This window comes from Nocardioides sp. 616, assembly GCF_002930065.1.
GTDB classification, from domain to species: Bacteria; Actinomycetota; Actinomycetes; order Propionibacteriales; family Nocardioidaceae; genus Nocardioides; species Nocardioides houyundeii.
The window spans coordinates 133,034-150,677 of the sequence record NZ_POAG01000018.1; the positions used below are offsets into that span (position 1 = coordinate 133,034).

Sequence of the window (17,644 nt, forward strand, 5' to 3'; positions counted from 1 at the left end):
GCTCTGTGACGTGGCTGACCTCAACATTCCCGCTGCTCCCGCGATCGAGGGCACCACGCACGTGCACAGCGGGAAGGTGCGTGACCTCTACCGCATCGACTCCGGTGAGCACCAGGGTCGGCTGCTGATGGTCGCCAGCGACCGGATCTCGGCCTACGACTACGTCCTGGACTCCACGATCCCCGACAAGGGCGAGATCCTCACCCGGATGTCGCTGTGGTGGTTCGGGCAGCTGGCGGACCTGGCGGACAACCACGTCGTCTCCACCGACGTGCCCGCGCAGGTGGCGGGACGGGCCGTGATCTGCGAGAGCCTGGACATGTTCCCCGTCGAGTGCGTCGCCCGCGGCTACCTGACCGGGTCCGGGCTCATCGACTACCGCCGTACCGGGGAGGTCTGCGGCATCGCGCTCCCGCCGGGCCTGGAGGACGCCTCCCGGCTCCCCGAGCCGATCTTCACCCCCGCCAGCAAGGCCGAGCTGGGCGACCACGACGAGAACGTCTCCTACGACGCGGTCGTCGCGACCATCGGCGAGACCACCGCCGCCCAGCTGCGGCGGCTGACGCTGGAGGTCTACGGCCGGGCCGAGGCGATCGCCCGCGAGCGCGGCATCATCCTGGCCGACACCAAGCTGGAGTTCGGCCGCCGCCCCGACGGTACGACGGTGCTCGCCGACGAGGTGCTGACCCCGGACTCCTCGCGCTACTGGCCCGCCGCGGAGTGGCAGCCCGGGCGCGCGCAGCGCTCCTTCGACAAGCAGGTCGTGCGCGACTGGCTGACCGGCCCGGACTCGGGCTGGGACCGCACGGACGGCACCCCGCCGCCGGCCCTGCCCGCCGAGGTCGTGGAGCTGACCCGCGGCAGGTACGTCGAGGCGTACGAGCGCCTCACCGGCGAGCGGTTCTGAGCTGGTGGGCTTCTCCGTGACCGTCGACGTGGAAGCCCCCGTGGGCCGGGTCTTCGACTACCTCTCCGAACCCGCGAACCGCCCCGCCTGGCAGGCCAGCCTGCGCCGCGTCGACCAGCTGACCGACGGTCCCGCCCGGATCGGCACCCGCTGGTACGACGTGACCTGGCCCGGGATGCGCCCGCTGATGGAGATCACCGACTGGGAGCAGAACGTCCGCTGGGTCGAGCTCGGCCGCTGGCGCGGCCTGGAGGTCACCCTCGACCTGGTCTTCGTCCCGCTGGACGAGCACCGGACCCGGGTGCGGGCCACCACCGACGTGCAGGCCGCGGGCTGGAGCCGCCCCCTGGGGTGGGTGCTGGACCGGACGGGCCCGCTGGCTGCCCGCGACGACCTCAGGCGCGCCGGTCGGCTCTGCTGAGCCGGGCGCAGCCGGGAGCGAATCACGCGCCGGAGCCGCCCCGAGCGTCATCCCCTAGATTGACGTCATGACCAATCTCGCCACGCTCCTCGAGGACTCCGTTGCCAAGTACGGCGACCGCGACGCGATCGTCCTGGGGGACACCCGGCTGACGTACGCCGCGGTCGACCAGTTCGCCAACATGTGCGCCAACCTGCTCGTCGAGCGGGGCATCAAGCCGGGCGACAAGGTGGCCCTGACCTGCCCGAACCTGCCGTTCTTCTCGATCGTCTACTACGGCATCCTCAAGGCCGGGGCGACCGTGGTGCCGCTCAACGTGCTGCTCAAGGGCCGTGAGGTCGCCTACCACCTCGACGACGCCGACGTGAAGGCGTACTTCTGCTTCGAGGGGACCCCGGACCTGCCGATGGCCAAGGCGGGCCACGAGGGCTTCACCGCCACCGAGGGCTGCGAGCACTTCTTCGTCATCACCGCCGACCTGGGCGCCGCCTCCCCGATCGAGGGCACCGAGACGATGGCCGGCGCGATGCTGACCCAGTCGCCGGAGTTCACCAGCGTGGCCACCGACGACGCCGACACCGCGGTCATCCTCTACACCTCCGGCACCACCGGGCAGCCCAAGGGCGCCGAGCTGACGCACAGCAACATGCTCTCCAACGCGCTGTCCGGAGCTGACCTCTTCAACGCCGACGCGGAGCACCCCGACACCTACCTGTGCGTGCTGCCGCTCTTCCACTCCTTCGGCCAGACCGTGATCCAGAACGGCGCCTTCGCCTACGGCGGCACCGTGGTGATGCTGCCGCGCTTCGAGGCCGAGCCGGCGCTGCAGCTGATGGCGCGCGAGAAGGTCACGTTCTTCGCCGGTGTCCCCACGATGTACTGGGGGCTGCTGGGCGTGCTGGACGACTCCGGCGTCGACGTGCAGGACCTGGCCGCCAACCTGCGGGTCGCCGTGTCCGGCGGCGCGGCCCTCCCGGTGGAGGTGCACAAGGAGTTCGAGCGCCGCTTCGGCGTCACCATCCTCGAGGGCTACGGCCTCTCGGAGACCTCGCCGGTGGCCAGCTTCTCGGTGTACGGCGAGCCGGTGCGGGTCGGCTCCATCGGCCCGGCGATCCCCGGGGTGCAGATGAAGCTGATCAAGGACGACTGGTCGGACTCCGAGCCCGGCGAGATCGGTGAGATCGCCATCAAGGGCCCCAACGTGATGAAGGGCTACCACGGGCGCCCCGAGGCCACCGCCGAGGCGATCCACGACGGCTGGTTCCGCACCGGCGACCTGGCCCGGGTGGACGAGGACGGGTGGTACTACATCGTCGACCGCTCCAAGGACATGATCATCCGCGGCGGCTACAACGTGTACCCCCGCGAGGTCGAGGAGACCCTGCTCACCCATCCCGACGTCTCCCTGTGCGCGGTCATCGGCGTGCCGCACGACAGCCACGGCGAGGAGATCAAGGCGGTGGTGATCCGCAACCCCGGCGCAGGCGTGACCGAGGCCGAGCTGGTGGCCTGGGCCAAGGAGCAGATGGCGGCGTACAAGTACCCGCGCATCGTGGAGTTCCGCGACTCCCTGCCGATGACCTCGACCGGCAAGATCCTCAAGCGCGAGCTCAGCTGAGGGTCCGTACGCCGAACACGGCATCCCTCGCCCGTCGATTCTGCCAAGATGTCTCGGGCACGGGGTCGCGGAGCGTGCCGCGGGGGGCACGCGGGCCCGGTGCACACAGCTACAAGGGGCTCAGCATGAGATCGCGACGCGCGACCCGGCAGCAGGCGCGCACCTGGGCGACGTCTGTGACGGCGGTGGCCCTGGTGGCCGCGCTTGGTGTGGGCCTCGCCCCGCCAGCGGGCGCCGCGACCTGGACCGAGGGCGAACCGTTCGTCATCCGCACCGACGAGAGCGACCGGGGCAAGGTGCTGCGGTTGCGCTGCACCGGTCCGCAGGACACTCTGCTCAGCGTCGCCGACGGCCGTCGGTCCACCCGCCCGTGCAACCAGATCCGCAGCCTCCAGCTCGCCGGCGGGCGATTCGCCGTGGTCGACCTGCGTGAGATCGCCCCGGGCTCGCTGGCCCCGGACGCGGGCACCTGGCTGGAGGTGCAGGACTCCGTCGAGGCTTGGGGCTCCTACCGCAACGACCTCATCGGCGGCAGCACGGTGGTCGACGCGGGGGCGGGCGGAGACATCATCTCCTCGGGGTACTCCGCGACCGGCAAGCCCTTCACCTCCGACATCCGCAAGGCCGTGGTCCGCGGTGGCGCCGGGACGGACGAGTGGCGGGCAGCCTTCGAGGACTTCACCCAGCCCACCCGGTTCACCCTGGACACAGCTCGACTGAGCATCACCGACGGCCAGGGTCTCTCGATCGCTCCGGTGGTCAACGGGATCGAGACGGCCACGGTGACCCTCGAGGGTGACAACCACGTCTTCGACGCAGCCGGCTTCCCGGGGGTGCTGACCATGGAGGCGACCGGCCAGGTCACCCTCGTCGGGACCGCCGGGGCCGACAGGCTGACCACCGGCGCCGGCAAGGACACGATCACCGGCTGGGGCGGCGCCGACATCATCAGCTCCGGTGACGGCGACGACGTGATCCGGGTGCGCGACGAGGTAACGGACACGGTGGACTGCGGAGGCGGGTACGACATCGTCTACGCCGACGCCGTCGACTCCTTGGTCAACTGCGAGAACGTCCAGCTCACGCCGGATGAGACTGGCCCGCAGGTGCCGGCGCCGGTGGTGCAGCCGCCCGACACCAGCGCCATCGCCGGACCGAAGAAGGTGCGCAAGCCCCGCACGGCGAAGTTCAGGTTCACCTCGTCGACCCCGGGCGCGACGTTCATGTGCCGCTTGGACAAGCAGAAGGCCAAGCCCTGCACCTCGCCGTACAAGGTGCGGACCAAGAAGCTGAAGAAGGGCAAGCACCGGCTCTGGGCCTGGGCGGTCGTGGGAGCCGACGCCGACCCGGCGCCCTCCCGCCACGTGTTCAAGGTCGTGAAGAAGAAGCGCACGTCCGCCAAGGGGTCGAAGCGCCGCTGAGGTGAGGCCACCGGCGCTCCCGGCGCTCCCGGCGCTCCGGGCGGTCCTGGCGGTCCGGGCCTACGCCGTACTGTTTCCACCATGGGTCGAATGGTGGGCGTGGGTCTCGGAGTCGTCATGCTCGTCGTGGGGGCGGTGTGGACCTTCCAAGGGCTCGGCTGGTGGGGCGGCAGCTCGATGAGCGGTGTCGACTTCTGGGCCAAGCTCGGCCCGGCCGTGGCCGGTCTGGGTGTCGCCCTGATCATCGTGGCCGCGCGCGGTCCCCGTACCTGAGCGGCGTCCCGCAGGTGAGCGATCCCACAGCGACGCCGGCGGCCGGTGGCGCGGGTGCGTCGACCTAGACTTGAGGTACCCCGTCGTTCCCCAAGGAGTGCCCCGTGGCCCGAGTCGTCGTTGACGTCATGCCCAAGCCCGAGATCCTCGACCCCCAGGGAAAGGCCGTCCTCGGCGCGCTTCCCCGGCTCGGCTTCTCCGGCGTCACCGACGTCCGTCAGGGCAAGCGGTTCGAGCTGACCCTGGACGGTGAGATCACCGACGAGGTGCTGGCCGAGGTCGCCAAGATGGCCGAGACCCTGCTCTCCAACCCCGTGATCGAGGACTTCGAGGTGCACGTGGAGAAGCACTCGGTCGCCGAGGTAGCCGCGGAGGAGGGCCGATGAAGGTCGGCGTCGTCACCTTCCCGGGCTCGCTCGACGACGTCGACGCCCGCCGCGCCGTCGGCTTCGGCGGCCACGAGGCCGTGGCGCTGTGGCACGGCGACACCGACCTGCACGGTGTCGACGCCGTGGTGCTGCCGGGCGGCTTCTCCTACGGCGACTACCTGCGCTGCGGCGCCATCTCCCGCTTCTCGCCGGTGATGGAGAGCGTCATCGAGGCCGCCGAGCGCGGCATGCCGGTCCTGGGCATCTGCAACGGCTTCCAGATCCTGTGCGAGTCCCACCTGCTGCCCGGCGCGCTGATCCGCAACGACCACCGCAAGTTCAACTGCGTCGACCAGCGCCTGCGCATCGAGAACAACCGCACGCCGTTCACCGCGGCGTACGAGCAGGGGCAGGAGGTGACGATCGTGCTCAAGAACGGCGAGGGCGGCTACGTCGCTGACGAGGCCACCCTCGACATGCTCGAGGGGGAGGGGCGCATCGTCGCGCGCTACCTCGGGGGCAACCCCAACGGGTCGATGCGCGAGATCGCCGGCGTCACCAACGCCGCCGGCAACGTGGTCGGCCTGATGCCACATCCAGAACACGCTGTGGAGGACCTCTGCGGCCCCGGCACCGACGGCCTCGGGTTCTTCACGAGCCTCACAGAGAGGGTCTTCGCATGAGTCCGGTCAAGCTCTACCGCGTGGTCGCCCTGGCCGAGGCGGTCACCTGGGCGCTGCTGCTCGGGGGCATGTTCCTCAAGTACGTCACCGACACCACCGAGGTCGGAGTCACGGTCGCGGGCCCGATCCACGGCGCCGTCTTCCTGGCCTACTGCGTGACCACGGTGCTGGTCGCGGTGGACCAGCGCTGGTCGGCCAAGAACGTGGTGCTCGGCCTGCTCTGCGCGGTGCCGCCCTTCGTCACCGTCTGGTTCGAGCGGTACGCCGAGAAGCGCGGGCTGCTCGACTCCCGCTGGCGCCTGCGTGACGAGGCCCCGTCCGGCCTCCTGGAGAAGCTGGCCGCCTGGCTGGTCCGCAAGCCCCTGCAAGGCCTGGCCGTCGGCGTCGCCGCGGTGGCCGTCCTCTTCGCCGGCGCCATGGTCGCGGGCCCGCCGGTCTGACCCGGCCGTCCCTACCCCGCGTTACATGGCGTGGGGGCGCCTGGGGGCGGGGTCAGAAGCGGCCGCGGAGCAGCTGGGCCCAGGTGGCAGAGTTGGTGATGCCGCTCTGGGTGAGCTTGCGACTGGCCTGGTACTTCTTCACGGCGGACTCGGTGGCCAGGTCGTAGACGCCGGTGCCGGTCAGCGAGCCGGCGTCGGCCGCGTTGAGGGCGCGCTGCAGTCGGTAGACGGCCGGACCGGCCGAGCCGACCTTGAGGACCGGGGTGTCGCCGACGGCGTGCAGCGCGACCCAGTGCCGCTTGCGGAACTTCGGGCCGGGCGTCATTGCGTTGGCCGCCTGGAACGCACTGGCTGCGGCGCGGGTCCGCTTGTTGTACTTCCCGTTGACCTTGAAGGCGTAGTAGCCGTGCTCGGCCAGGGTGCACTGGAGGATCTTGACGCGCTTGGTGTTGGCCTTCTTCGGCTTCAGCATCGGGTAGCGCGGGTAGGTCGTGCGCATGCCGCCGCAGCGGGTCTCGCCGTGCGCGACGGTGCCCCGCCCGAGCTCGAGGTAGTTGCTGTCGATGTTGATCGTCACTCCGCCCCAGGTCTCGTTGTGGCCGCCGCGGTACTGCTTCATCCGGCCACCGGGGCGCCAGCCCTCCTCACCGATGTAGGTGGTGGAGGTGTTGGCCACGCCGTCCCAGCGGGCGATCCAGATCTGCTTCGGCAGCGCGAACTGTCCGGGACGGTTGATCCGGGCGTCGTCGAGCATCTTGATGCCTGAGCTGGCGCTGGAGTAGAGGCCGCTGACGAAGCCGTGGTGCTCGATCCGCTGGACCCACCCGTGGACGAAGGCCAGGGCGGACTCGCGGCAGTGGGTGTTGTTGAGGTCGAAGCCCTCGAGGTCGTACCAGATGGTGCTGGTCGGGCTGATCCCGTAGCTGCGGGCGTCGCCGGCGTTCTTGTCCGCCTCGGCCGCGCCCTGCGCACGAGCGGCGGCGTAGGTCTTGTCTGCCCCCGGGGTGGGGTTGATCTTGAAGTCGTCTGAGTAGCGGGGGAACCGCGGCTGGCAGGAGGCCTGCGGGCCGAGCGCGATGGGCAGGAGTCGCCAGCCCTTGGCGAGCTGGGTGCTGATCCAGGTCGGGCTCAGGTTGGGCTGGCTCCGGCAGGCGCGGGAGTCCCCGGAGATGTAGATGCCAGCGGCCAGGAACGGCGAGTGCTCCAGCCAGGTGTCCATCGCCTTCTGCGTGGGCGCGACGCACTGGTCGAAGCCGTAGCCGGTGAAGTCGCCCGGGGTGACCACGTTCTGCTTGCGGGCTGCCTGCTTGGCCGCGGTGCCGACGGACGTGGCGGCGGACGTGGCGGCGGACGTGGCGGGAGCGGTGGTGCCGGCGAGCAGCCCGGCGGTCAGCGCCAGGGTGGCCAGACCAGCCGTAAGACCAGCCGTGAGACGGGCCGTGGGGCGGGGCGTGAAGGGGACGGTGAGGCGCATGCAGAAGGCTCCAGACGAGTGGCGGTCCAGGCACCATAACCTCACGAGTCCCATGAGTCCCACGGGTCGAGAGGAACTACAGCCCAGTAGTTCCTCGCCCCGGACTGTGGCGTCGGGTGGTCCGCGGGGTCGCCTAGGCTTGCGACGTGCCCGCAGCCCAGAACCTCGACACCGTCGCCGCCGCCGCCCAGGACCCCGCCCGCGAGCAGCCCTGGCAGGACCTGGGGCTGAAGGCCGACGAGTACGCCAGCATCCGGGAGATCCTGGGACGTCGCCCCACCAGCAGCGAGCTGGCGATGTACTCGGTGATGTGGAGCGAGCACTGCTCCTACAAGTCGACCAAGGTGCACCTCAAGCAGTTCGGTGAGCTGCCCCAGGAGACCGCCGCCGGCAAGATGCTGGCCGGTATCGGGGAGAACGCCGGCGTCATCGACATCGGCCAGGGGTACGCCGTCACGTTCAAGGTGGAGAGCCACAACCACCCCTCTTTCGTCGAGCCCTACCAGGGCGCGGCCACCGGCATCGGTGGCATCGTCCGCGACATCCTGGCCATGGGCGCGCGCCCGGTCGCGGTGATGGACCCGCTGCGCTTCGGCCCCCTGCACGCCCCCGACACCCAGCGGGTGCTGCCCGGGATCGTGGCCGGCGTCGGCGGCTACGGCAACTGCCTGGGCCTGCCCAACATCGGTGGCGAGGCCGTCTTCGACGAGACCTACACCGGCAACCCCCTGGTCAACGCGCTCTGCGTGGGCGTGCTGCGGCACGAGGACTTGCACCTGGCCAACGCCACCGGTGTGGGCAACCAGGTCATCCTGTACGGCGCCCGCACCGGCGGCGACGGCATCGGCGGGGTGAGCGTGCTCGCCTCGGAGACCTTCGACGCCAACGCCGACGGCAGCAGCGGTCCCGCCAAGCGGCCCAGCGTCCAGGTGGGCGACCCCTTCATGGAGAAGCTCCTCATCGAGTGCACCCTGGAGCTCTTCGCCGCCGGCGTGGTGGCCGGCATCCAGGACCTGGGCGGCGCCGGCCTGAGCTGCGCCACCTCCGAGCTGGCCAGTGCCGGGGACGGCGGGATGCACGTCGAGCTCGACCGGGTCCCGCTGCGCGACTCCACGCTGGCTCCCGAGGAGATCCTGATGAGCGAGTCCCAGGAGCGGATGATGGCCGTCGTCGAGCCCGGCGACGTCGAGGCCTTCATGAAGATCTGCGCCAAGTGGGACGTCGAGGCCGTGGTGGTCGGCGAGGTCACCGACACCGCGCGTCTGCACATCGACTGGCACGGCGAGCGGGTGGTCGACGTACCGCCGCGCAGCGTGGCGCACGACGGACCGACGTACCACCGGCCCTTCGCCCGCCCGACCTGGCAGGACGCGCTCCAGGCCGACCGCGCCGAGGCGCTGCCCCGGCCGGGCACCGCGGACGAGCTCCGCGAGACGCTGCTGCGCCTGGTCGCCAGCCCCAACCTGTGCGACAAGTCCTGGATCACCGACCAGTACGACCGCTACGTCCGCGGCAACACCGTGCTGTCCCAGCCCGCCGACTCCGGCATGATCCGTGTCGACGACCAGACCAACCTCGGCGTCGCGGTCTCCACCGACTGCAACGGCCGCTTCGCCAAGCTCGACCCGTACGCCGGCGCGCAGCTCGCGCTGGCCGAGAGCTACCGCAACGTCGCCATCGGCGGTGCCCGGCCGCTGGCCATCTCCGACTGCCTCAACTTCGGCAGCCCCGAGGACCCCGACGTGATGTGGCAGTTCGCCGAGGCCTGCCGGGGCCTCAAGGACGCCTGCCTGGAGCTGGGCATTCCGGTCACCGGGGGCAACGTCAGCCTCTACAACCAGACCGGCGAGACCGCGATCCTCCCCACCCCGGTGGTCGCCGTGCTCGGCGTGATCGAGGACGTCACCAAGCGCACCCCCAGCCACTTCGCCGGGGCCGGCGAGCAGGTCTTCCTGCTCGGGGAGACCCGCGAGGAGCTGTCCGGCTCGGAGTGGGCCCACGTCGTGCACGGCCACCTCGGCGGCACTCCGCCGCGGGTGGACCTGGCGGCCGAGAAGGCTCTGGCCGAGCTGCTCGCCGACGCCGGCCGCGACGGCGTCCTGACCAGCGCGCACGACCTCTCCGACGGCGGCCTCGCCCAGGCGCTGGCGGAGGCGACCTTCCGCAACGGCGTCGGGGTCTCGGTCTCGCTGGCCGACGTCGCCGGAGGGGACGCGTTCACCGCGCTGTTCACCGAGTCCGCGGCCCGGGCCATCGTCACCGTCGCCGACGACCGGGCCGGGGCCCTGCTCGCACTCGCCGAGCGGTACGCCGTGCCGGTCACCGCCGTCGGCACCACCGGCGGTGACGACCTGGTCGTGGCCGAGCAGTTCAGCATCCCGGTCGCGACGTTGCGCGAGGCGTGGGCGGCCACCATGCCGGCGGCCCTGGGGTGACCCGATGAGCACCGTCGTCGCCCTGGCCACTCCCGCCCTGATCGAGGCGGTGGGGGAGGTGCCGGGTGTCGAGACGGTGCTCTGGGACGGCACCTCGGTGCCGCAGCGGGCCGAGGAGATCGAGCTGGTGGTGGCGCCGTACAACACCGGAGGCCTGCCCGACCTCAGCGGACTCCCGCGGCTACGGGTGGTCCAGGTCCAGTCCGCCGGGTACGACGGGATGATCGCCCAGCTGCCCGAGGGCGTCGCGCTGGCCAACGCGACCGGCGTCCACGACGACGCCACCGCCGAGCTGGCGCTCGGCATCACGATCGCCAGCCTGCGCGGCATCGACGACGCGGTCCGCAACCGCGGGCAGTGGCTGCGGGACCTGGGTCGCCGCTCGCTGGCCGACAGTCGCGTCCTGGTGCTGGGCTACGGCTCGATCGGCCGCGCGGTGGCCGAGCGGATGCTCGCCTGCAAGGCCGTCGTCACCGGCGTGGCCAGCCGGCCACGGGCCGACGACCTGCTCGAGAAGGTGCACGGACCCGAGGACCTGCCGCGTCTGCTGCCGCAGACCGACGTGGTGGTCGTGGTGCTGCCGCTTAGCGAGGCCACCCGACACGTCGTGGACGAGTCGTTCCTGGCCCAGCTGCCCGACGGCGCGCTGGTGGTCAACGTCGGGCGCGGACCCCTGCTGGACACCGACGCCGTGCTCGCCCACGCGGGCCGGCTGCGCTTCGCCCTGGACGTCACCGACCCCGAGCCGCTGCCGCCCGAGCACCCGCTGTGGCAGGCGCCCGGGGTGCTGATCACCCCGCACCTCGGTGGCGGCACCACTGCGATGCTGCCCCGGATGGCCGCGTTGGCCCGCGCCCAGATCGAGGCGTACGTCGCCGGGCAGCCGTTGCGCAACGTGGTCCACGACCCCGCTGCATCCTGAGTCGGGACTGGGCGAGCTCCCGGTCTGGGCTCACGGTTGCAGCGATGACCTGCCGAGGCGTTCTGCATATCGCGGATGACATTCTCCGCTGCGGCGCTATCTCCCGGCGCGACCGTGGGATTGCTTCGCACCACGTGTCGAGTTGGGCGATGCGATTGCGGGCCTTCTGCGAGTGCCAGGCGCCATTGGTCGGCTTCCCCGTGGCTAGCTCGGAACGGACTGCCGCCGCCCCCCTTCGTGTAGAGGTGTGAGAAAGGCGCTCGCCAAGAGTTGCGGCTAGCGGCTCAAGAAGCACTGTGTCGTGCAGATGACTGGTCACTCGTCTGCACACCTGAGAGGCTCGTAGCCGTGCGTGAAACCCCACCAACTACGAGTGAGTCGGCGTTCTTCAACCGGCTCAGTGCGTCCGTCCCGGACGCTCAGGACTGGTATCACGTCGACGATGACGGGACGCCCTGGATGACTGCCTCATTCGACGACATGGTCGATGGCGTCATGGCAACCACTTGGCGCGTCGACTTCGACGGGCTGGAACTGGTCGGCGGACAAAGCCCCTCCAACCTGAACTGGGACGACGGCGTGCGGGGCCGCGCGACGGGGATGAACCTTGCGGCGCCTGACGGCTTGGTAGCGAAGGTTTCCTCAGCCGAGCAGGCTGCGCACGTGGCCGCCGACTGGTTCGACCGGGTCACCCAAGGGCGCGCCTCTGCGTAGCGTGACCACTCGGGCCTCGACCCGTGAGGCCGACGTCCTCGGTCATGAGATCCAGTGCAGCCTCACAGTGCTCCAGGTCCGTCACGATCGCTCGGCGCATGGAGTCGTGCGTGAGGTTCACGGGTGCGGGCGTTCAGCTGGAGCGGCGCATCGCCCGCACGCCGACCACCAGCCCCAGGACGGCCACCACCCCGGCGCCGGCGAACCCGGCGGCGATGGTGTCGACCGGCCACTGTCCGGCGAAGAGCACGCGCACCGCCTCCACGACGTACGTCATCGGGTTGAGGTCGGAGGCGACCTGCAGCCAGCGCGGGGCGTCGTCGATCGGCAGCAGCACCCCGGCCAGCAGCAGCACCGGGAACAGCAGCGTCTGCTGGACGGTCCAGAACATCCAGTCCTGTCCCTTCGAGGCCAGCGCCAGCGCGAACGACAGCGCGCCGACGCCCACGCTGAACAGCGCGAGCACCAGCACGCCGACGAGCACGCCGCCCAGGTGCAGGTCGAAGCTGAACGGCGTGACCACCGCCAGGATGATCGCGGTCTGCATCAGCATCGGTACCACCTCCTTGAGGGCCCGGCCGACCAGCAGCGCCGGGCGGCGCAGCGGCGAGACGAGCTGCCGCTCGTGCGAGCCGGTCTGCATCTCCTCCATCAGGTTGGCCCCGGTGAAGGAGCCGCCCATCAGGCAGGTCATGGTGACGATGCCCGGCACGAACCACTGCAGCGCCGACCCGGTCGCCAGGTCCGGCAGCAGCGGGGCGAACAGCCCCAGGAAGACCAGCGGCTGGATCATCGCGAAGACGACGGCCATCGGCTCGCGCCAGACCGGCTTGAGCTCGCGGTTCATCACGTTCAGGGTGTCGGCGAGGAAGCTGCCGCGGGGGGTGTCCGCCGCCTGCAGCCCGGTCCCGCTCTGGGTCTCGGTCGTCATCGTGCTCATGCCGCCACCTCGGTCTTGTCGTCGGTCTCGGTCGGTGCGTCGTGCGCCTCGCGCAGGCTTCGGCCCGTCAGGTCCAGGAAGACGTCGTCGAGGGTGGGCCGGACCACCTCGACCCGGGTCACCGGTACGTGGTCGCCGAACAGGTCGACCACGAGCTCCGGGACCAGCTCCGCACCCCCGGCCACCCGCAGGGTGACCTCGCTCGAGGTGTGCTCGACCCGGGAGCCCGCGATTCGGCTGGCCCGGGCGGCGGCCGTGGCCGCGGCGTCGGAGGTGGCGAATCCCAGCCGGACCAGGTCGCCCAGCCCGGACTTGAGCCGGGTGGCGGTGTCGTCGGCGATCACCAGGCCGTGGTCGATGACGATCACCCGGTCCGCGATCGCGTCGGCCTCCTCGAGGTAGTGGGTGGTGAGCACGATCGTGCTGCCGGTCTCGGCGTGCAGCCGCTGCACGATCGCGGCCAGGTTGGCCCGGTTCTGCGGGTCCAGGCCGGTGGAGGGCTCGTCGAGGAAGAGCACCCGGGGCAGGTGCACCAGGCCCATGGCGATGTCGAGGCGGCGCCGCTGGCCGCCCGAGAGGGTGGAGACGTTGCGGTCCACCACGGCCTCCAGGTCGAGCTCGGCGACCAGCTCGTCGGCCCGGCGGCGGGCCTCGGAGCGGGAGAGCCCGTGGGCCCGGCCCTGGCTGAGCAGCTCGTCGCGGCCGCGCTGCCGGTGGCCGGCCCCGTTGCCCTGGCCGACGTACCCGATGGCGCGGCGTACCTCGCGCTGGCCGCCGACCACGTCGTGGCCGGCCACCGAGGCGCTTCCGGAGGTGGGCGGGATCAACGTGGTGAGCATCCGCAGGGTGGTCGACTTGCCGGCCCCGTTGGGGCCCAGGAAGGCGACGAGCTCGCCCTGGCCGATCTCGAGGTCGAGGCCGCGGACGGCTTCGATCGGCTGCTTCCTCTTGGTTGAGCGGGAGGCGAAGTGGCGGGTGAGCCCGCGGGTCACGATCGCCGGCCCGCGGGACGTCTGGGTGTGGGTCGAAGTGGTCATGACGCCCACGCTAGGAACTCATGCGGTCAGGTTGTGACCTCAATCGAATCTAGTCTGGGGACATGAGCACGAGTGCCCGGATGCTGCGGCTGCTGTCCCTGCTGCAGACCCACCGCTACTGGCCCGGTGGGGAGCTGTCGCAGCGCCTGGAGGTCAGCCCGCGCACGCTGCGCCGCGACATCGAGCGGCTTCGGGACCTGGGCTACCAGGTGGACGCGGTCCGCGGTGTCGCCGGCGGCTACCAGCTCCGGGCCGGCGGCTCGCTGCCCCCGCTGCTGCTGGAGGACGAGGAGGCGGTGGCCGTCGCGGTGGGGCTGCGGTCGGCGGCCGCGGCGTCCGTGGGCGGCATCCAGGACTTCTCGGTGCAGGCGCTGGCCAAGGTGATCGCGCTGATGCCGCCGCGGCTGCGCCGTCAGCTGGACGCCGTGGCCTCGGAGACCGAGACGCCGGGGCCGTGGGCGGGCGGGCCGGTGGTCGACGCCGGGGTGCTCACCACCCTGGCTCAGGCCTGCCGCGACCAGGAGCCGGTCACCTTCGACTACTCCGCGGTCGGCGCCGAGACCACGCACCGCCGGGTGGAGCCGCTCAAGATGGTCTCGCTCGGACGTCGGTGGTACCTGGTGGCCTACGACCGCGACCGGCTGGACTGGCGCAGCTTCCGGCTCGACCGGATCGCCGCGCCGGTGCCGGGTGGACCCCGGTTCCGGCCCCGGGAGCTGCCCGCCGCGGACGCGCTCTCCTTCGTCCAGGCCGGGATCCGCCGCCGCCCGCAGCGGTACGCCGTCCGGGTGCGCGTCGCCGCCGCACCGGAGCAGCTGGTGGCCCTGGCCGGCCACTGGGCCGAGGTGAGCGCGGTCGAGGGCGGCTGCCTGCTGGAGATGAACACCGACTCGCTCGGCTGGCCGCTGATGGTGCTGGGGGAGTGCGGCGCCGACTTCACCGTGGAGTCGCCGCCCGAGCTCATCACGGCGGTCGCGGAGGTCGCCGCCAGATTCGGCCGCTGTCCCCCTGACCCACCTTGTGTAACAGCGCCGAGAACTTCCCCGGAAGGCCGTTAATAGGTCGTTACGTGAGGCGGTACGGCCGATTTCGGCTCCTAGGCTCCCGGTCATCCGAACCGGCGAGCACCCAGGAGGCCGACGCCATGCACGACACCGTGGGACAGTCCGCCGGCCACTCGTGGGCCCACACCCGGCCCCGGCCGCTGGTGGAGTTCCGTGGCGTCGGTCGCTCCTTCGGCGCCGTGGAGGCCCTCGCTCCCACCGACCTGACCGTGCGCCGCGGCGAGCTGGTCTCCCTGATCGGGCCCTCGGGCTGCGGCAAGTCGACGCTGCTGCGGCTGGCCTCCCAGCTCGACCAGCCGACGGTCGGCGCGGTCGAGTTCACCACCGACTCCGTCGGCTACGTCTTCCAGGACGCCACCCTGATGCCCTGGCGCACCGTGCGGCGCAACATCGGGCTGCTCGCCGAGCTCAGCGGCCTGAGCCGCGCCGGCACCGCCGCGCTGGTGGACGAGGCGCTGGCCACGGTCGGGCTCAGCGACTTCGCCGACCACCTCCCGCACCAGCTCTCCGGCGGCATGAAGATGCGCGCCTCGCTGGCCCGGTCCCTGGTGCTCAACCCGGAGGTCTTCCTCTTCGACGAGCCGTTCGGGGCGCTGGACGAGATCACCCGCGGCCGCCTCAACCTGGTGCTGCTGGACCTCTTCCGCGAGCACAACTTCGCCGGGCTGTTCGTCACCCACTCGGTCGAGGAGGCGGTCTTCCTCTCCACCCGGGTGGTCGTCATGTCCGCCCGCCCTGGGCGGATCACCGAGGAGTTCGACGTGCCCTTCGACTTCCCCCGGAGCCTGGACCTGCGCTACACCCCGCAGTTCGCCGAGCTCGCCGGCCGCGTCGCCAAGGCCCTCGAGGCGGCGTCGTGATCGCCCGCGCCTCGGGCCGGGTCCGCTCGCTGGCCGTGGTCGTCGTACCCCCGCTGCTGGTGCTGCTGGCAGCGCTCGGGGTCTGGTACCTGATGAGCTACCAGGTGCTGGAGGAGACCGAGAAGTTCCTGCTGCCGCCGCCGCACGAGCTGTTCACCGACGCCCTGATGGTCGAGGAGGTCCGGGCCGACGTGCTCGACGCCCTGTGGGTGACCACCAAGACGGCCCTGGTCGGTCTGGCGGTCTCGCTGGCCATCGGCGTCGTGCTCGCCGTCGCGATGGCCAAGGCCCGCTGGATCGAGCGCTCGGTCTACCCGTACGCGGTGTTCCTGCAGACCGTGCCGATCCTGGCCATCGTGCCGCTGGTCGGCTTCTGGTTCGGCTACGAGATGTTCGCCCGGGTGCTGATCTGCGTGATCATCTCCCTGTTCCCGCTCATCATCAACCCGCTCCAGGGCCTGCTGAGCGCGGACCGCGGCCTGCACGACCTGTTCACCCTCTCGGGTGCCTCCGGCTTCACCCGGCTGATCAAGCTGCAAGTGCCCGCGGCGCTGCCCGACGTCTTCGTCGGTCTGCAGGTGGCGGCTGGCCTGTCGGTGGTCGGCGCCACCGTCGGCGACCTGTTCTTCGGCCGCGGCGCGATCGGTCTGGGCCTGCTGATGCAGCGCTACAGCTCGCGGCTGCAGTCCGCGGAGCTGCTGGCCACCGTGATGGTCACCTGCCTGCTCGGGCTGGTCGTCTTCTGGATCTTCGGCGCGCTCGGGCGCCGGTTGGTCGGCCGCTGGTCGCCGGCCTGGGGTGCGCGCTGACGCGCGTCCTGCCCCTCTTCTCGGACCCGCCCCACCCCGCTCGCCCACCCCGAAGGGACATCCATGTCTGCTCGATCGCTTCCCGCCCGCTCCACTGCCCTCGCCTCGACGCTGCTGCTGGGGTGCCTGGCGCTGACCGCCTGCGGCTCCGACGACGAGCCCGCCGCAGCCGGCTCGGGCGACGGCGCGCTCTCCGGCGTCTGCCCCGACACCGTGGTCTTCCAGTCCGACTGGGAGCCCGAGGCCGAGCACGGCGGCGTCTACGAGATGCTCGGCGAGGGCTACGAGATCGACACCGACGCCAAGTCGGTCACCGGTCCGCTGGTCGCCGGCGGGGAGGACACCGGGGTGGCGCTGGAGATCCGCATCGGCGGCAACAGCGTCGGCTTCCAGTCGGCCCAGTCCCTGCTCTACCAGGACCGCGACATCCTGCTCGGCTACGGCCGGGTCGGCGACCAGCTGATCGCCCAGCAGGACACCCCGGTGACCGCGGTGATGGCGTCGATGGAGAAGAGCCCGTACGCCGTCTACTGGGACGCCCAGACCTACCCCGACGTCAAGACCATGGGCGACCTCAAGGCGACCGGCGCCACCATCCACGTCGGCAGCCTGCCGGAGACCTGGATCGACTACCTGGTCGCCGAGGGCGTGCTGGACAAGTCCAAGCTGGACCGCAGCGACGCCCCCAAGCCCGCCACGTTCGTGGCCGCCAAGGGCAAGGACGCCGAGGTCGGGTTCATCACCGCCGAGCCGTTCATGTACGAGGAGGAGATCGCCGAGTGGGGTCGCCCCGTCGTCGGCGACCTGGTCGCGGACAACGGCTACCCGGAGTACTTCCAGGCCATCTCGGTGCGCACCGCCGACGTGGAGGCGCAGGCCGACTGCCTGAAGGCGCTGGTGCCCATCATGCAGCAGGCGCACGTGGACTACGCCGAGGACCCGACCGCCACCAACGAGGTCATCGTCGAGCTGGTCGAGGCCTACGACACCGGCTGGGTCTACACCCCCGAGGGCGCCGAGTACGCCCACGACAAGGGACTGGAGCTCGGCATCGTCGCCAACGGCGCCGACGGGGCGATCGGCTCGTTCGAGGCCGACCGCGTGCAGACCCTGATGGACATCGTGGAGGAGCACGCCGGTGCCGACCTCGAGGGGCTGAGCCCCGAGGACATGTTCACCAACGAGTTCATCGACCCCTCGATCTCGCTCGTCTGACCCAGCCCGGACCCCGATCCGCACCCCGATCCGTACCCGATCC

18 protein-coding genes are annotated in these 17,644 nt (G+C 71.2%); 15 read left to right on the forward strand and 3 right to left on the reverse strand.

Annotated features, from left to right (window positions below; all coding sequences use genetic code 11):
* Window positions 1-10: 10 nt before the first annotated feature.
* From C5H89_RS10515 to C5H89_RS10550, 8 genes are all read left to right on the forward strand, one after another.
* A complete protein-coding gene (locus tag C5H89_RS10515) occupies window positions 11-907 on the forward strand; it encodes a phosphoribosylaminoimidazolesuccinocarboxamide synthase (RefSeq protein WP_104106986.1) in 897 nt (298 codons plus the stop codon).
* Between the two features lie 16 nt (window positions 908-923).
* Window positions 924-1,328, forward strand: a complete 405-nt coding sequence (locus C5H89_RS10520; RefSeq protein WP_205304977.1) for an SRPBCC family protein — start codon at window positions 924-926, stop codon at window positions 1,326-1,328.
* A 67-nt stretch (window positions 1,329-1,395) separates the two neighbouring features.
* Window positions 1,396-2,946, forward strand: a complete 1,551-nt coding sequence (locus C5H89_RS10525) for a long-chain fatty acid--CoA ligase (RefSeq protein ID WP_104106988.1) — start codon at window positions 1,396-1,398, stop codon at window positions 2,944-2,946.
* A gap of 125 nt (window positions 2,947-3,071) precedes the next feature.
* Window positions 3,072-4,367, forward strand: coding sequence for a calcium-binding protein (locus tag C5H89_RS10530; RefSeq protein ID WP_162799328.1), 1,296 nt, complete (start codon window positions 3,072-3,074; stop codon window positions 4,365-4,367).
* An 81-nt stretch (window positions 4,368-4,448) separates the two neighbouring features.
* Entirely contained in the window at window positions 4,449-4,640 is a 192-nt protein-coding gene (locus C5H89_RS10535; protein ID WP_101523334.1) for a hypothetical protein, read from the forward strand.
* 104 nt (window positions 4,641-4,744) lie between these two features.
* Window positions 4,745-5,026 carry a phosphoribosylformylglycinamidine synthase subunit PurS gene (gene purS / locus C5H89_RS10540; protein ID WP_101523335.1) on the forward strand — a complete coding sequence of 94 codons (282 nt, stop codon included), beginning with the start codon at window positions 4,745-4,747 and terminating at the stop codon, window positions 5,024-5,026.
* Window positions 5,023-5,691 carry a phosphoribosylformylglycinamidine synthase subunit PurQ gene (gene purQ / locus C5H89_RS10545; RefSeq protein ID WP_104106990.1) on the forward strand — a complete coding sequence of 223 codons (669 nt, stop codon included), beginning with the start codon at window positions 5,023-5,025 and terminating at the stop codon, window positions 5,689-5,691. The genes purS and purQ overlap by 4 nt, the downstream gene beginning before the upstream one ends.
* A complete protein-coding gene (locus C5H89_RS10550) occupies window positions 5,688-6,131 on the forward strand; it encodes a DUF3817 domain-containing protein (protein WP_104106991.1) in 444 nt (147 codons plus the stop codon). Before purQ ends, C5H89_RS10550 begins: the two co-directional genes overlap by 4 nt.
* A gap of 52 nt (window positions 6,132-6,183) precedes the next feature.
* Here C5H89_RS10550 and C5H89_RS10555 read toward each other — a convergent pair whose 3' ends face one another.
* Window positions 6,184-7,605, reverse strand: a complete 1,422-nt coding sequence (locus C5H89_RS10555; RefSeq protein ID WP_162799329.1) for a glycoside hydrolase domain-containing protein — start codon at window positions 7,603-7,605, stop codon at window positions 6,184-6,186.
* A gap of 146 nt (window positions 7,606-7,751) precedes the next feature.
* Between C5H89_RS10555 and purL the strand changes: the two genes are divergently transcribed.
* The 3 genes from purL (at window position 7,752) to C5H89_RS10575 (ending at window position 11,676) form a co-directional block, all read left to right on the forward strand.
* On the forward strand, window positions 7,752-10,040 hold the full coding sequence (gene purL / locus C5H89_RS10565) for a phosphoribosylformylglycinamidine synthase subunit PurL (protein ID WP_104106994.1): 2,289 nt from the start codon (window positions 7,752-7,754) through the stop codon (window positions 10,038-10,040).
* 4 nt (window positions 10,041-10,044) lie between these two features.
* The gene (locus tag C5H89_RS10570) at window positions 10,045-10,962 is read left to right on the forward strand and encodes an NAD(P)-dependent oxidoreductase (RefSeq protein WP_104106995.1); all 918 of its coding nucleotides are present in this window, start codon (window positions 10,045-10,047) and stop codon (window positions 10,960-10,962) included.
* A gap of 348 nt (window positions 10,963-11,310) precedes the next feature.
* Window positions 11,311-11,676, forward strand: coding sequence for a hypothetical protein (locus tag C5H89_RS10575; protein ID WP_104106996.1), 366 nt, complete (start codon window positions 11,311-11,313; stop codon window positions 11,674-11,676).
* A 133-nt stretch (window positions 11,677-11,809) separates the two neighbouring features.
* Here the strand turns inward: C5H89_RS10575 and C5H89_RS10580 are convergent, their stop codons facing one another.
* On the reverse strand, window positions 11,810-12,616 hold the full coding sequence (locus tag C5H89_RS10580) for an ABC transporter permease (protein ID WP_104106997.1): 807 nt from the start codon (window positions 12,614-12,616) through the stop codon (window positions 11,810-11,812).
* The gene (locus tag C5H89_RS10585) at window positions 12,613-13,653 is read right to left on the reverse strand and encodes an ATP-binding cassette domain-containing protein (protein ID WP_104107116.1); all 1,041 of its coding nucleotides are present in this window, start codon (window positions 13,651-13,653) and stop codon (window positions 12,613-12,615) included. Before C5H89_RS10585 ends, C5H89_RS10580 begins: the two co-directional genes overlap by 4 nt.
* 62 nt (window positions 13,654-13,715) lie before the next feature.
* Here C5H89_RS10585 and C5H89_RS10590 point away from each other — a divergent pair, with 62 nt between their 5' ends.
* The 4 genes from C5H89_RS10590 (at window position 13,716) to C5H89_RS10605 (ending at window position 17,601) form a co-directional block, all read left to right on the forward strand.
* A complete protein-coding gene (locus tag C5H89_RS10590) occupies window positions 13,716-14,711 on the forward strand; it encodes a YafY family protein (protein ID WP_104106998.1) in 996 nt (331 codons plus the stop codon).
* Window positions 14,712-14,797: 86 nt separating this feature from the next.
* Window positions 14,798-15,577 (forward strand): ABC transporter ATP-binding protein, encoded by a 780-nt coding sequence (locus tag C5H89_RS10595; RefSeq protein ID WP_104106999.1) that lies wholly within the window; start codon window positions 14,798-14,800, stop codon window positions 15,575-15,577.
* Window positions 15,574-16,386, forward strand: a complete 813-nt coding sequence (locus tag C5H89_RS10600) for an ABC transporter permease subunit (protein ID WP_199286769.1) — start codon at window positions 15,574-15,576, stop codon at window positions 16,384-16,386. The genes C5H89_RS10595 and C5H89_RS10600 overlap by 4 nt, the downstream gene beginning before the upstream one ends.
* 63 nt (window positions 16,387-16,449) lie before the next feature.
* A complete protein-coding gene (locus C5H89_RS10605) occupies window positions 16,450-17,601 on the forward strand; it encodes a hypothetical protein (protein ID WP_114149420.1) in 1,152 nt (383 codons plus the stop codon).
* Window positions 17,602-17,644: the final 43 nt, after the last annotated feature.